This window comes from Mesorhizobium loti, from assembly GCA_014189435.1.
In the GTDB taxonomy this organism is placed as follows: Bacteria; Pseudomonadota; Alphaproteobacteria; order Rhizobiales; family Rhizobiaceae; genus Mesorhizobium; species Mesorhizobium loti_G.
Genome location: CP050293.1, coordinates 4,764,968 through 4,779,122, shown reverse-complemented (window position 1 = coordinate 4,779,122; position 14,155 = coordinate 4,764,968). Strand labels below are relative to the sequence as shown.

10 protein-coding genes are annotated in these 14,155 nt (G+C 63.7%); all 10 read left to right on the top strand.

The window, feature by feature from the left end; genetic code table 11:
• Nucleotides 1–145 precede the first annotated feature (145 nt).
• The 10 genes from HB777_23005 (at nt 146) to HB777_22960 (ending at nt 14,144) form a co-directional block, all read left to right on the top strand.
• Nucleotides 146–1,555, top strand: coding sequence for an LLM class flavin-dependent oxidoreductase (locus tag HB777_23005; protein QND66504.1), 1,410 nt, complete (start codon nt 146–148; stop codon nt 1,553–1,555).
• Nucleotides 1,552–2,790: a hypothetical protein gene (locus HB777_23000; GenBank protein QND66503.1), complete on the top strand. Its 1,239-nt coding sequence runs from the start codon at nt 1,552–1,554 to the stop codon at nt 2,788–2,790. Before HB777_23005 ends, HB777_23000 begins: the two co-directional genes overlap by 4 nt.
• An 8-nt stretch (nt 2,791–2,798) precedes the next feature.
• Nucleotides 2,799–4,223 (top strand): LLM class flavin-dependent oxidoreductase, encoded by a 1,425-nt coding sequence (locus tag HB777_22995; GenBank protein ID QND66502.1) that lies wholly within the window; start codon nt 2,799–2,801, stop codon nt 4,221–4,223.
• 70 nt (nt 4,224–4,293) lie between these two features.
• Complete coding sequence (locus HB777_22990) at nt 4,294–5,571, top strand: monooxygenase (GenBank protein ID QND66501.1); 1,278 nt, start codon at nt 4,294–4,296, stop codon at nt 5,569–5,571.
• Nucleotides 5,568–6,782 (top strand): GNAT family N-acetyltransferase, encoded by a 1,215-nt coding sequence (locus HB777_22985; protein ID QND66500.1) that lies wholly within the window; start codon nt 5,568–5,570, stop codon nt 6,780–6,782. Before HB777_22990 ends, HB777_22985 begins: the two co-directional genes overlap by 4 nt.
• A gap of 125 nt (nt 6,783–6,907) precedes the next feature.
• Nucleotides 6,908–8,665 carry an ABC transporter substrate-binding protein gene (locus tag HB777_22980; protein ID QND66499.1) on the top strand — a complete coding sequence of 586 codons (1,758 nt, stop codon included), beginning with the start codon at nt 6,908–6,910 and terminating at the stop codon, nt 8,663–8,665.
• Between the two features lie 28 nt (nt 8,666–8,693).
• Nucleotides 8,694–10,370, top strand: coding sequence for an ABC transporter ATP-binding protein (locus tag HB777_22975; GenBank protein QND66498.1), 1,677 nt, complete (start codon nt 8,694–8,696; stop codon nt 10,368–10,370).
• Nucleotides 10,363–11,328: an ABC transporter permease gene (locus HB777_22970; protein QND66497.1), complete on the top strand. Its 966-nt coding sequence runs from the start codon at nt 10,363–10,365 to the stop codon at nt 11,326–11,328. The genes HB777_22975 and HB777_22970 overlap by 8 nt, the downstream gene beginning before the upstream one ends.
• 4 nt (nt 11,329–11,332) lie before the next feature.
• A complete protein-coding gene (locus HB777_22965) occupies nt 11,333–12,559 on the top strand; it encodes an ABC transporter permease (GenBank protein ID QND66496.1) in 1,227 nt (408 codons plus the stop codon).
• A 7-nt stretch (nt 12,560–12,566) separates the two neighbouring features.
• Entirely contained in the window at nt 12,567–14,144 is a 1,578-nt protein-coding gene (locus tag HB777_22960; GenBank protein QND66495.1) for an ABC transporter substrate-binding protein, read from the top strand.
• Nucleotides 14,145–14,155: the final 11 nt, after the last annotated feature.

Here is a 14,155-nt window from a genome sequence, read left to right as displayed (position 1 = left end):
CCATCCAGCAGTGGGCCATCCAGTAATGGATTGTCACAAACGCCGAGATCTTTAGGAAAAATCTCCACGCGCGGCGGTGTAAATTACACTAAATCCATAGACGAAGATCGATCGCCGTTTGGCGTGCGTTTGTCTGGATTGTCATATGGCGAAATCTCCCATCATTCTCAACGGCTTCACCATGAACGCCGTCTCGCATGTCGCCTACGGACTTTGGCGGCATCCGGCCGACCAGGCCTATCGCCATGCCGAGCTTGACTACTGGATCGAGCTTGCCAAGGCACTGGAGGATGGCGGCTTCGATTGCCTGTTCATCGCCGATGCGCTGGGTCTCCTCGACGTCTATGGCGGTGGATACGACGCCTCGCTGGCAAAAGGCGTTCAGTCCCCCGTCAACGATCCGCTGTTGCTGGTCTCAGCCCTTGCCGGCGCGACAAGCCGGTTGGGTTTCGGCGTCACCGTTTCGACGACCTACGAAAAGCCGTATCTGCTGGCGCGCAAGTTTACCACGCTCGATCATCTGACCCAGGGGCGGATCGCCTGGAACGTCGTCACCTCGCAGCTCGACAGCGCGGCGCGCAATCTCGGCCTCGACAAGCAGGTCGCGCATGACGAGCGCTACGAGATCGCCGACGAGTTCATGGAGGTCGCCTACAAGCTCTGGCAGGGCTCTTGGGAAGACGGCGCCCTGGTGCGCGATCGCGGCAGTGCCGAGAACCCGGACGGTCTCTATACCGACCCGGCAAAAGTTCATTCGATTGGTCATGCCGGGCGCTATTTCAACGTTCCCGGCCCGCATCTCTCGGAGCCCAGCCCGCAAAGGGTGCCGGTGCTGTTCCAGGCCGGCGGCTCGCCGCGCGGCCAGCGCTTTGCCGCCCGTCACGCGGAGGTGGTGTTCATCGCCGGCGCCGACGCCGACGGCATCAAGCGCAATGTCGCCGAGGTGAAGCGGCTTGCCCGCGACGAGGGCAGGGCGCCCGGCAGCATCAAGTTCATATCCGCGGTCTCGGTGATCACGGATGAGACCGATGCGGCAGCGGCCGCCAAGCTCGCCGACTACAGATCGCACTACGATGTCGAAGGCGCCCTGGTGCACTATTCGGCGACGACGGGCATCGACTTTTCCAGGCATGATCTCGACCAGCCCATCCGTTACACCGAAACCGATTCCAACCGTTCGCTGCTGCGCATGTTCGACGACCCGTCTTCGGGTCGCCAGTGGACCTTGCGCCAGGCGTTTTCGCCGGAAGGCGGGTTCGGGCGCGGCAAGTCGTTTATCGGCGGCCCCAGGACCGTCGCCGACGAGCTTGAACAATGGCTTGATGCCACCGACACCGACGGCATCAACCTGACGCATGTGGTCTCGCCGGGCAGCTTCATCGATTTCTCGGCCCACGTGGTTCCCGAACTGCGGCGGCGCGGGCGAATTCGCGAAGACGTCGGTCCCTCGCTGCGGTCCAGGCTCTTCGGGCGTGACAGCCGCGTGCCGGCCGATCATCCGGCGGCGCAACACGCTTTCTCGCAGGGCCATCAGCCGGAGGCGTTGGCATCATGACCATCCACGCCACCGTTCAGCATGAACAGCGCAGCGATTTCCAAGGCTGGGCCGAGAAGGCCGAGGAGGTCGCGCGCGAGCTCAAGCGCACCGCTGCCGTGCGCGATCTGGCCGGCGCCGCACCCCATGCCGAGATCGACCTTCTGCGTCTGGCCGGTCTGCTGACGATCTATATTCCGAAGCGATTTGGTGGCGGCGGCGCGACGCCGGCCGAGGTGCTGAGGATCGTCCGCATCCTGGCCAAGGGCGACACATCGATAGCCCAGATTGCCATCTATCATCTGTTCGGCACGGCCATCGGACTGGAGGGCGACAACAAGACCCTGATCGAAAAACGGCTGGACGGGTTCCTCTCCAAGGGCTGGTTCCACGCTGGCGTCGCGCAGGCCGCCTATGAGCCGCTTGTCGAGGCAAGGCAGGTGGATGGCGGCTTCGTGCTCAATGGCGCCAAGCCTTTCACCAGTGGTGCGCAGGTGGCCGATACGCTGCAGGTCTGGGTGCGCTTTGCCAGGGGCACGCGGATTTCCGGCATCGATGCCAGCCGTCATATCGGCCAGTTCATCGTTGCAAATCCGACGCCAGGCCTCAGCTTCGGCAATGACTGGGACAATATCGGCCAGAGGCTGACGGTCAGCGGCAGTGCGGCGCTCGAAAATGTCGCCGCATCCGCTGACGACCTCGTCGGGCATTGGCCTGATGATACGGTTCATCCGCCACATGCCACGCTGCACGTGCCGATCGTCCATGCGGCCTTCGGCGAACTTTATCTCGGCACCGCCTTTGCCGCTCTGGAAGACGCCAGGGATTACATCACCCAACGCGGCAGGCCATGGCTGTCCTCGCCGGCGAAGAAAGCCTCCGAGGACACGCTGGTCATCGAGCGCTTCGGCCGGCTTTCGATCGCGCTGGCGTCCGCGCAGGCTCTCGCCGACGCAGCCGGCGAGGCGGTGCAGCGCGCCTTCGAGCGCGGCAAGGATCTCACCGCGGAAGAACGCGGCCGCACTGCTGCCATCGCTTACCAGTCGAAGGTGCATTCGACCGAGGTCGCCCTGGAAGTGACGTCGCGCATATTCGAGCTGACCGGCGCCCGTTCCACCGCCCGCTCGTTCGGCTTCGACCGCTACTGGCGCAACGTCCGCACGCACAGCCTGCATGACCCCGTCCACTACAAGGTGCTGGAAGTCGGCGACTTCGCGCTCAACGGCCGTGCGCCGCCGCCAACCTACTATTCGTGAGCCGAACCATGACAAACTCCACCAGCGCGGCGGTCAAGCCTCTCATCCTCAACGGCTTCGGCATGACCGTGGTCGGCCATGTGTCGGCGGGCCTCTGGCGTCATCCGAGCGACCGCGCCCACACCTACACAAGCCTCGAATACTGGACCTCGCTGGCCAAGCTGCTCGACGATGGCGGCTTCGACGCCCTGTTCCTCGCCGACGCGCTCGGCCACCTCGATGTCTTCCGGGGCACGCCCGATGCATCGCTGCGCACCGCCGCGCAGTCGCCGGTCAACGACCCGCTGCTGCTGGTGTCGGCAATGGCCGCGGCCACCAAGCATCTCGGCTTCGGCATCACCGTGTCGACGACCTACGAGCAGCCCTATCTCCTGGCCCGCAAGTTCACCACCCTCGATCATCTGACCAAGGGCCGCATCGCCTGGAATGTCGTCACCTCGGTTCTCGAATCGGCCGCGAAGAACCTCGGCCTGGAACGCCAGATCGACCATGACGAGCGCTACGATCTCGCGCAGGAGTTCCTGGATGTCGCCTACAAGCTCTGGGAAGGATCCTGGGAGGACGGGGCGGTCGTGCATGATCGCGAGAAGGGGCTCTACACCGACCCCGCCAAGGTCCATCCGATTGGCCATCACGGCAAATATTTCTCCGTGCCCGGCGCACATCTGGCGCAGCCCAGTCCGCAGCGCACGCCGCTTCTGTTCCAGGCGGGAACTTCGCCGCGTGGACGGGAGTTCGCGGCACGCAACGGCGAGGTGGTGTTCCTCGGCGGCACCAGCACGGCATCCATCCGCCGCTCGGTCGAGGCCATCCGCGCCCGCGCCGTCGAACTTGGACGGGCGCCGGACGCGATAAAGTTCATCACCGCGGTTACCGTCATCACCGGCGCCACGGACGAGGAAGCCGAGGCCAAGCACAAGGATTATCTGTCCTACACCAGTGTCGAAGCAGCACTGGCACTGTTTTCGGCATGGACCGGCGTCGACTGGTCGCAATATCCGCTCGACCATCCGCTCGAATATATCGAGACAAATGCCGGCCGCTCCGCGCTTGCCAATTTGACACGGATCGATGCCGACCGGCGTTGGACCGTGGCCGGGATCGCAGACTATATCGGGCTCGGCGGCATCCATCCCAAGCTGGTCGGCTCGCCGCAAAGGATCGCCGACGAGCTTGAACGCATCGCCGATGAATCCGGCGTCGACGGCTTCAACCTCGCCTATGTCGTCAGTCCGGGCACGTTCGAGGATTTCATCGAGTTCGTGGTGCCGGAACTGCGGCGGCGGGGCCGCATCCGCGAACGGGGCGCGCCGGGCACCACGATCCGCGAGCGCTTCCAGGGCGAGGGCCAGCGCCTGCTGCGCGACGACCATCCAGGAGCAGCCGCGCGCGACCGTTCGAACTGGGGCGCCCTCGTCGAGGCGGCCGAGTGAGGGGGCTGCTCGCGGCCTGAAACATGTGCGGCCTGTGGTGGCCGCGACAATGGAGCATGACGAAAAGACAATGTCGGACATTCATATCTATCCGGGCCTCAGTGACGCCGAATTCGAGAGCTGGGTCGAGAAGGCCCGCGACGTGGCGCGCCAACTTGCGGCAACGGCGCTCGAACGCGACCGGGCCAACAAGGATCCGGTGGAAGAACTGGCGCTGCTGCGCGGCAGCGGCTTGCTTGGCTTGGCTGCGCCGCGCGAATTCGGCGGCGCCGGTGCAAACCTGGTCCAGGCGCTCCAGATCAGCCGCATCATCGCCGCCGCCGACGGCTCGATCGGGCAGCTGATCGCCTACCACTATTCCAACGGCGTCTGGACCTACATTCTCGGCACGCGCCAGCAGTGGGAAAAGACGGCGCGCGGCGTCGGCGCGCAAGGCTGGTTCCAGGGCGGTGTCAGCAACCCGCGCGACCAATGGAACGAGATCGAGCATGTCGGCAGCCGCCGCTTCCTGAACGGCAAGCGCACCTTCGCCACCGGCGCGTCGGTGGCGCAAATCATCACCGTCAGCCTGTGGGACAACGGCAAACGCGCCCACTACCAGATTCCGCCGACACGCAAGGGCATCAGCTTCGGCGGCGACTGGGACAATCTCGGCCAGAGGCTGACGGCGAGCGGCAGCGTCACTTTCGACCGTGTCGAAGTCTTCGAGGACGAGCTGCTCAGCGCCCTCGACGACTATGAGGGCGATGTCGAATTGCGCGACGGCCTGCGCGTCCTGTTCAGCCAGCTCATCTTCATCAATTTCTACCTCGGCATCGCCGAAGGAGCGCTTGCCGCCGCCGCCGACCATGTCCGCCGCTTCGGCCGGCCCTGGCCGGAGTCCGGGCTGGAGCGAGCGATCGACGATCCCTACCATCTGGTGCTGTTCGGCCGGCTCTCCGCCGGCATGGCGGCGGGCATTGCAATCGCCGACAAGGCCGCGGCACTCTACGAGGCGGCGCTGCATGCCGGTCCGTCAGTCACTGGGCAGCAATGGGGCGAACTTGCGACGATCATCGACCAGGGCAAGATCGTCGCCAACGACGTCGTGCTCGACGTGACGGCACGCATCTTCGAAGCCACCGGCGCGCGCTCGACGGCCAACAAATATGGCCTCGACATCTATTGGCGCAACGCGCGTACCCACACCGTCCACGATCCGGTCTCCTACCGGGCACGCGAGGTCGGCACGTATCTGCTGGCCGAAACGCTGCCCAGGCCGCGCAGCTATGCGCAGCCGCCCCAGCCAGAAGCACACAAGCCGGAAGAGCAGGGGCCGGAAGCCGTGCTGACGCGGAAAGCGTCATGATATCGGATGTGCGCCTGCTGACCGGGAAGGCCGAGCTCGCGCAGGCGGCGCGCACCTTCCGCACGGCCATGGTCGGCCTGCCGCCGCTCGGCCCGATCGACGACGCGCTGATCGACAGACTGTTCGAACCGGATCGCACCTGGGGCGCGTTTGATGGTGAGACGCTCGTCGGCACCACCGACTCCTATTCGGGACGGATCGCGGTTCCCGGCGGCGCCTGGCTGCCGCAGGCCGCCGTCACCCATGTCGGTGTGCTGCCCACCCATACGCGCAGCGGTGTCGCGACGGCCCTGTTCAAGGCGCAGCTTCGCGCGGCGCGCGAGCAGGGCGAGGCAGCGGCGACCTTGCGGGCATCCGACGCACGCATCTACGGCAATTTCGGCTATGCGATCGCCAACACCTCCGTCAGCTTCGAGGTCGACAAACAACGCGCGCGCCTCAGGCGAAAAGTTGCGACGGACACCATTCGCCTGATCGACAGTGACGATGCCTGGGCGGAACAGGCGCGCATCTACGCCGGCCAGCCCGCTCCGCGCGCGGGCGTCATCGCGCGCTCGGCCTATTGGTGGGATTTCCAGGCGTTACGGCAGGCCAACAGCGGTGCGCCTTCCTATGTTGCCATTCACGGCGAGAAAGGCTCCGAAACCGGTTTCGTACGCTATCACCCTGTCGGCCTCGACAGCTGGTTCACCAGCGCGGAGCGCACAATCGTGGTCGACGATATCGTGGCTTATACGCCGGCTGCCTATGTCGCGCTGGTCGCGCATCTGCTGGCGGTCGACCTGCCGCATCGCATCGTCTTCTGGAGCCGTCCCGCGGACGATCTGCTGCCATGGTTGTTCGAGGATTTTCGAAGCGTTCGCGTGTCGGCGGTGCGCGACGAAACATGGCTGCGGCTCCTGGACGCGGAAAAGGCCCTGACGGCGCGAACCTATGCCGGACAGGGCAGCGTCGTGCTGGAAGTCTCCGATGCCATCCTGCCCGACAACGCGACCCGGTTGCGCCTCTCACCAGAGGGGGCCGAACGCACCAATCTGTCCGCCGACGTGGTGACGGACGTGGCCGCCGTTTCCGCCGCCTATCTCGGCGGCGTGAAGTGGTGGCAGCTCGCGCAGACGGGGCGCCTTGGTGCCTTCGACAGGGCCGCGGTCGAAACGCTCGACACGCTGTTCACGGCGCCAGCCTCGCCGCATTCCGGAACGATGTTTTGACAGACGGCGATAATATAAAAAGTAATTTGAAGGCGTATTCGAAAAATAGGTAATTTTATCTATAAATTATAAACGCTTATTGCAATGGTAGTGCGAAGAATTTCTTCGTAAACTGGAGAGAAGTAATGGCAACAAAAGTTGCAATTAATCTATTTAAAGGCATTGCAGGCGGCCTGATGGCGCTTTCTGTTCTCGGCACTTCCGCGCATGCGGAAGATCTGAGGCCTGGAGGAGTCTTGCGGATTGCTTCGATCCAGTCCGATCTCGATGCGTTCGATCCGCTCACCGGCTACAGCATCGATTCCTGGGAAATCCTGCGCGCGACGACGCGTCAGTTGGTGACCTATCCCGGCTCGCCCGCCGGTCTCAAGGAGGACACCACACTCGTACCGGACCTCGCCAAGTCCTGGGACATCAGCGACGACGGCAAGGTCTACACCTTCCATTTGAAGGACGACGTCTTCTTTTCCGGCAGCCTCGAGCGCAAGATCGTCGCCAGCGATTTCGTCTATGGCGTCAAGCGCTTCTGCGATCCCAACAAGCAGGTCGCCGCCATCAACTATTTCAACCTCGTGATCTCCGGCTTCGTCGATTATTGCAAGGACTTCGCGAAAGTGCCGACAGGCGATCTCGCGGCGACGAAGGCTTTCACCGACGCGCATGAGATTGCCGGCGTCTCGGCGCCCGACGAGCACACGCTGGTCATCAAGTCGGACACCAAGAACTACGACTTCCTCAATATCCTTTCGATGAACTTCGTGTCGCCGGTGGCGCCCGAGATCGCGTCCAAATATTTCCCGGATTCGCTGGAGTCGCGAAAGAACCTGCCGTCCAGCGGCCCTTACTATGTCGACAGCTACGAGCAGGGCCAGAAGCTGGTCCTGAAGAAGGCAAAGAATTTCAAGCCGGAGTCCGACCAGGCGCGCAAGGCCTACGCCGATGAGATCGATATCGATTTCACTGCCAACAGCGAGGACAGCGTCGTCCAGAAGATCATCGCCGGCGAGGCTGATCTGTCGCTCTATCTCGACATCCCGCCCATCCCGACGATCCAGCGCTTCCTGTCGCAGAAGAGCCCCGATATCCATGTCACGAACAGCGGATCGGCGAACTTCATCACCTTCAACCAGCGGCCGGAGGTCAAGAGCGACGGGGCCGAGGCGCTGCGCAAGCTGAAGGTCCGACAGGCGCTGACCTATGCGGTGAACCGCGAGCATCTGGCGCAGACGCAGGCCGGTTCGATCGGTGCGGTGCCGCTCACCCAGATCATCACCTCGACCATCCTTGGTTTCGAGAAATTCGACCCGTATCCAACCGAGAGTTACAGGGGTGATCCGGCCAAGGCCAAGGAACTGCTTGCCGAGGCAGGCTATCCGAACGGCATCGCGTTCGACGCGATCTACAGGGGCAACGCCCAGTTCGAAGCGATTGCCGTGACGGCGAAGGAGGATCTGGAAGCGGCTGGCATCACGCTCAACCTGATCCCGATCCCGCCGACGCAGTGGTACGCATTCATCCAGGATTCGAAGAGCCGCTGGGACGTGTCCCTGGGCGGAACATTCTCCCCGGACTGGCAGGGACCAAGCACGCGCATGCTGCTCGGCGGCTGGCTGAACTCGGACGCGGCGCCTTGCGGCACCGGCAACGTCCACGCCATCTGCTACAGCAATCCGGAGCTCAACAAGCTCGCGGCGCAGGCCTATCCGTCCGACGATCCGGGGCCGATCTGGACGAAGGCCGACAAGCTCGTCTCCGCCGACCTGCCTTGGATCCCGTTGTTCGAGAAGCGCAAGGTCGTCGTCACCTCCGATCGTCTCGCCAACTGGGTGTGGTCGTCACTGGCCGTCAATGCCGACATCACCAACATAGCCCTCAAGCAGTAACAGGCCGGACCGGCAAAAGGAGGCGCGCGTGCCCATCTTCTCCGTCGCCGATCTGCGCGTCGCATTCGGCGCCGTGGACGTGGTGCATGGCGTCTCGTTCGCCGTCGAGCCGGGCCAGACGCTCGCCATCGTCGGCGAATCGGGCTCGGGCAAGAGCGTGTCGCTGCTTGGCGCTACCGGTCTTCTGCCATCGGCGGCGAGCGTCCGCGGCAGCGTCCTGCACAAGGGCGATGAGATATTGGGCCTCGCCGCCGTCGATCTGCGCCGGCGGCGAGGCGCCGACATCGGCTTCATCTTCCAGGATCCGCTCAGCAACCTTCATCCGCTGAAGACGATCGGCCAGCAGATCGCCGAAGCAATCACCGCCCACCGCAAGGTGGGACGTGGCGAATTGCGTGAGCGCGTTCTCGACCTGCTGGCCGATGTCGGCATCCCCGATCCCTCGGCCCGCGTGAACGACTATCCCAGGCAGTTCTCCGGCGGCATGCGCCAGCGCGTGATGATCGCCGCGGCGATCGCACTCAATCCCGGCCTCATCATCGCCGATGAGCCGACAACGGCGCTGGACGTGACCGTGCAGGCGTCGATCCTCGATCTGTTGAAACGAATTCAGCAGGACCACGGCACGGCCATGATCTTCGTCAGCCACGATCTGGCCGTCGTTTCAGACATTGCCGACGATGTCCTGGTGATGCGCGCGGGGCATGTGGTGGAGCAGGCGCCGGCCGAGCTGATCTACCGGGCACCGCGCCAGGCCTATACTAGGGAATTGCTCGGTGCGGCGCGGCTTGGCGGCCTTGTTGCACGTGCGGCGCGACCGCCGCTGCCCCTGGCGCGGTCTCCGCTGCCTCCGGCGCGATCTGCGCTGCCGGCGATGCCCGACCTGCTTTCCGTCTCGGCAATCGCGCGTTCCTTCGCGGGCCGCTCCGCCGCAGGCGCTCTGATCAGGCCGGTGCTCCAGAATATCTCGTTCACCGTCCGCAAGAACGAGATTGTCGGCCTCGTCGGCGAATCCGGTTCCGGCAAGTCGACGATCGGGCGGCTGATCGCTGGCCTCGACCAGCCGGACGAGGGCAGCATCTCGTTGCGCGAGCGTATCTATTCGCGTCCGGGTGCCGGCGGCCTCGCCATCGACCGGCAATTGCGGTCGGACATACAGGTTATCTTTCAAGACCCCTATGCGAGCCTCAACCCGCGGCGGCGCATCCGGTCCATTCTGGCGGAGCCCTTCATCATCGGCACCAGACTGGACGCGGCGGCGATACGCCGGCGCGTGCAAGACCTGGTGCGCGACGTCGAACTTCCAAACCACGTGCTGGACCGTTTCCCGGCCCAGCTTTCAGGCGGCCAGCGGCAGCGCGTCGCCATCGCGCGTGCCATTGCGCTCGAACCTTCCCTGATCGTCGCCGACGAGCCGGTATCTGCACTCGACATCACGACGCAGGCGAAGATTATCAAACTGCTGCGGGCCATTCGCCGGCAGAGAAACCTGTCGCTGCTGTTCATCTCGCATGATCTGGGTGTCGTGTCGGAACTGTGCGACCGCGTCATCGTGCTGGAGAAGGGCGTCATCGTGGAAGCCGGCGAGACAGCCCGCGTCTTCAGTGCTCCCCGGCATCCCTACACAATCAGGCTGATAGACGCGATCCCCGGCAAGGCTCTGCGGCGCAACCCGGTTCCCGAGCGGATCGCCGTGCATGCCTGAAATCCGTGCCCTGGCGTCCGTCCAGGACCATGTCCTGCTAGGGCATGGCGAGGTCGTGAAATCCTACAGGTCGCTGCTCCTGCGAGCGCTGCTGCGCGAACGGTCCTTTCGCATCGGCGCGCTGATCATAGGCTTCGTCATCGCCGGTGCGCTGCTGGCGCCCGTGGTCGCATGGCTGCTGGGTCACGGGGTGACCGAGCAGTTCCGCGATACCGCATTGACCGAGATGGGGCTGCCGACGGGGCCTGCGCTTGGATTTCCACTCGGCGCCGACGGCAATGGCCGTGACGTGCTGGTGAGGACGCTCTATGGCGCGCGCGTATCGCTGGCCATCGCCATCCCGGCGACCACGCTCGCCATGATCATCGGCACCGCCATCGGCCTCGTCAGCGGATTTCTTGCTGGCCGTGTCGACCGCATCATTTCGCAAGCGGTGGACGTCGCTCTGTCCTTCCCCTTCATCGTCACCGCGCTCAGCCTTCTGTCGCTGAACCGGGGCGCCGATGGCAAGCCGCTCGTCGCTCCCTCGCTGGTGGTCGTCCTGATCATAACCCTGTTCTCGTGGACGTATTTCGCCCGGCTGACGCGGGGCCTTGTGCTCGTCTTGCGCCGCAGCCCGCTGGTGGAGGCCGCGCAGACGATCGGTGCCTCGAAGACCAGGATCATCGTGCGCGAAATCCTGCCCAACATCGCGCCGGTGATCCTGGTCTACTGGGCGGTGCAACTGCCGACCAACATCATCGCCGAAGCGACGCTCTCTTTCCTCGGCGTCGGCGTGCAGGCGCCGCAGCCGAGCTGGGGCAACATGATCGCCGAGGCGCAGCGCTCCTCCCTCTACCAGTTGCAGCCCTGGTTCCTGCTCGGCCCCGGCATCGCCCTCTTCCTGACCGTGGCCGGCTTCAACACGCTGAGCGCCGGCCTGCGCAATGTCCTCGATCCCCATCGCCGCAGCGGGTGACGCCATGATCCGGCACACAGGCGGGTTGATTTTCCGGGCGCTCTCGACGCTGCTCATCGTGCTGGTGATCGCGTTCTTCATCACCCGCATAGCCTATCGCAATCCGGCCGCGATGCTGGCGCCGCGCAACGCCAGCCAGCAGGCGATCGATGCAATAGCGCACGCGCTGCGGCTCAACGAGCCATGGTATCTGCAACTGTGGTACTATCTCTATCGCGGCCCCGACATCCAGGGTGCGCCGATGGGGATCGCTCACTGGCCGCCGGCGCTGGGCTACTCCTTCCGCAAGCAGACACCGGTAACCGACCTCATCCTGTCCAAGGTGCCGGTGACGCTGTCGCTGGCCCTTGGTGCCGTCGTCATCTGGATGACGCTGTCGATCCTGCTTGGCGTGATTGCCGCACGCCGGCAGGGCTCCTGGCTGGACAGGCTGATCTCGGGCTTCGCCTATGCGAGCCTGTCGGTGCCGACTTTTCTCTCCGGCATCCTGATCTCCTACTTCCTGTTCTTCCAGCTCTCCAACTATGGGGTCTTCTGGTTTCCAAGCAGCGGTTATGTGCCGCTGACGGAAAATCCGTTCGAATGGGCCCGCCATCTGGCGCTGCCATGGCTGACGCTGGCGCTTGCCGAGATCGGCATTTTCCAGCAGCTGGTCCGCGCAAGCATGCTCGAGGTTCTTGGCGAGGATTACATAAGGACCGCGCGCGCCAAGGGTGTTCCGGAATGGCGGGTCTACTACGATCATGCGTTGAAGGCCGCCCTCAATCCGGTGATCACGCTGGGTGGCCTGGAGCTTGCCGTCATCATGGGCGGAGCGATCGTCACCGAGACCATCTTCGGACTGGACGGCGTCGGCCGGCTGGCGATCAACTCGGCGCTTGAAGGCGATTTTCCGGTCGTCATCGGGACAACGATCTTCGCCGCGGTATCGTTCGTGCTCTGCACCTTCGCCGTCGATATCATAACCAGATGGCGCGATCCGGCGAGCCAGCCACGACCGGCCGTCATCAGGCAATTCGCTCTCATTTCAGCACCGATATTGGGAAAAATATTCGCTCTGGCTGACATCGATGAAGCGCGTTCCCTTACCATAATCCCCTTTGTCTATAATCTTAGTGCACAAACTCACGCCGCAATTCGCAAGAGGCAGGTCAGCCGCGTCATTCGGTGGAGCCACACTATCCCGCGGAGCGACATCTCAGGCTCCGCGATCAATCACTCGACAAGGTGAATTCACGATGATCTCCCGCCTCTTGCGAACCATCATGCTGTCTGTGGCAGTCACGCTCCTGACGCTGGCCGGACTAGCGGCACAGCAGGCAGGCGGGACGCTCAACCTGATCGTCCAGCCTGAGCCGCCGACGGTCAATGTTGGCGTCAATCGTCTCGGCCCGACGACCTATGTCGGCAACAAGATCTACGAGAGTCTGCTGACCTATTCGGCCGACCTGAGGCCGCTTCCGAGGCTGGCGCAGAGCTGGTCGATTTCCGATGACGGCCTGGTCTACACCTTCAACCTGCGCCACGATGTCAAATGGCATGACGGCCAGCCCTTCACGGCCAAGGACGTGGTGTTCAGCTTCCAGAAATTTCTGCCCGCACTTCAGGCCCGCTCGCGGCTCAATCTGGCGGAGGTGAAGGACATCGCCACGCCGGACGACCACACCGTGGTGTTCACGCTCAAGGCGCCATACCCGGCCTTCATCTATGTGCACAACACCGCCGTGCTGCCGGCCCATCTCTATGAAGGGGTGAGCGACTTCCGCACCGCCGAGGCAAACAGCAAGTTCATAGGCACCGGTCCGTTCAAATTCGCCGAGTGGAAGAAGGGGTCCTTCATCCACCTTGTCCGCAACCCCGACTATTGGGACGCCGGCAAGCCGCATCTGAACGACATCTTCTTCCACGTCATTCCTGACGCCAACAGCCGCGCCGTCGCTTTCGAAACCGGCCAGGTCGACGTGCTGCGCGCCGGCGACGTCGAGAACTTCGACATCACGCGCTTGGCCGGGCTCGATGGCGTGCAGTTGACCGAGGCAGGCTGGGAATTTCTGCAGCCGGTCGGCTATATCCACCTCAACAATCGCCACAAGCCGCTCGACGATGCGCGTGTCCGCCAGGCGATCGCGCATGCGATCGATCGCCAGTTCATCATCGATACGATCTTTGGCGGGTTTGGCCACGAGACCAACGGTCCGCTGTCGCGCCAGTCGCGGTTCAAGGACACATCGGTCGAGACGAAATATGAGTTCGATCCGGCCAAGGCAAATGCCCTCCTCGACGAGGTCGGCCTGAAGCCCGACGCCAACGGCGTGCGCTTCGAACTGCAGTTCGTTCCGCTGCCCTATGGCGAGCTGTGGCAGCGGGAAGCGGAATATATCCGCGAGGCGCTGTCGCCTGTCGGCATCAAGGTCAACATCGTGGCGACCGATGTGCCGGGCTGGTTCAAGCGGCTCACCACCTTCGACTATGATCTTGCCGAGAACTTCGTCTACACCACACCCGACCCGGCGATCGGCATCAGCTACGCCTACACCACGCTCGAAGGCGACAATGCCGGCACTACCGGTGGTAACGTGCATGGCTATTCCAACCCGGCCGTCGACAAGCTTTTGGCTGACGCCGCGCACGAGAACGACTTCGACAAGCGCAAGGCGCTCTACTCGCAAGCCCAGAAGATCATCTCCGCCGATGTGCCGCTCGTCTGGACGCACGACATCGTCTTTCCAACGCTCTACCGAACCAAGGTCCGTGATCTGATCACCACAGGCCTCGGCACCGACGAAAACTTCGCTGACGTCTGGCTGGCGAAATAGGCGCGGGGCTG

What these genes read in the sequence shown, in the direction of transcription:
- HB777_22970 (QND66497.1), top strand. Translation starts at nt 10,363, where the DNA reads ATGCCTGAAATCCGTGCCCTGGCGTCCGTCCAGGACCATGTCCTGCTA.
- HB777_22985 (QND66500.1), top strand. Translation starts at nt 5,568, where the DNA reads ATGATATCGGATGTGCGCCTGCTGACCGGGAAGGCCGAGCTCGCGCAG.
- HB777_22990 (QND66501.1), top strand. Translation starts at nt 4,294, where the DNA reads ATGTCGGACATTCATATCTATCCGGGCCTCAGTGACGCCGAATTCGAG.
- HB777_22980 (QND66499.1), top strand. Translation starts at nt 6,908, where the DNA reads ATGGCAACAAAAGTTGCAATTAATCTATTTAAAGGCATTGCAGGCGGC.
- HB777_23005 (QND66504.1), top strand. Translation starts at nt 146, where the DNA reads ATGGCGAAATCTCCCATCATTCTCAACGGCTTCACCATGAACGCCGTC.
- HB777_22995 (QND66502.1), top strand. Translation starts at nt 2,799, where the DNA reads ATGACAAACTCCACCAGCGCGGCGGTCAAGCCTCTCATCCTCAACGGC.
- HB777_22960 (QND66495.1), top strand. Translation starts at nt 12,567, where the DNA reads ATGATCTCCCGCCTCTTGCGAACCATCATGCTGTCTGTGGCAGTCACG.
- HB777_22965 (QND66496.1), top strand. Translation starts at nt 11,333, where the DNA reads ATGATCCGGCACACAGGCGGGTTGATTTTCCGGGCGCTCTCGACGCTG.
- HB777_23000 (QND66503.1), top strand. Translation starts at nt 1,552, where the DNA reads ATGACCATCCACGCCACCGTTCAGCATGAACAGCGCAGCGATTTCCAA.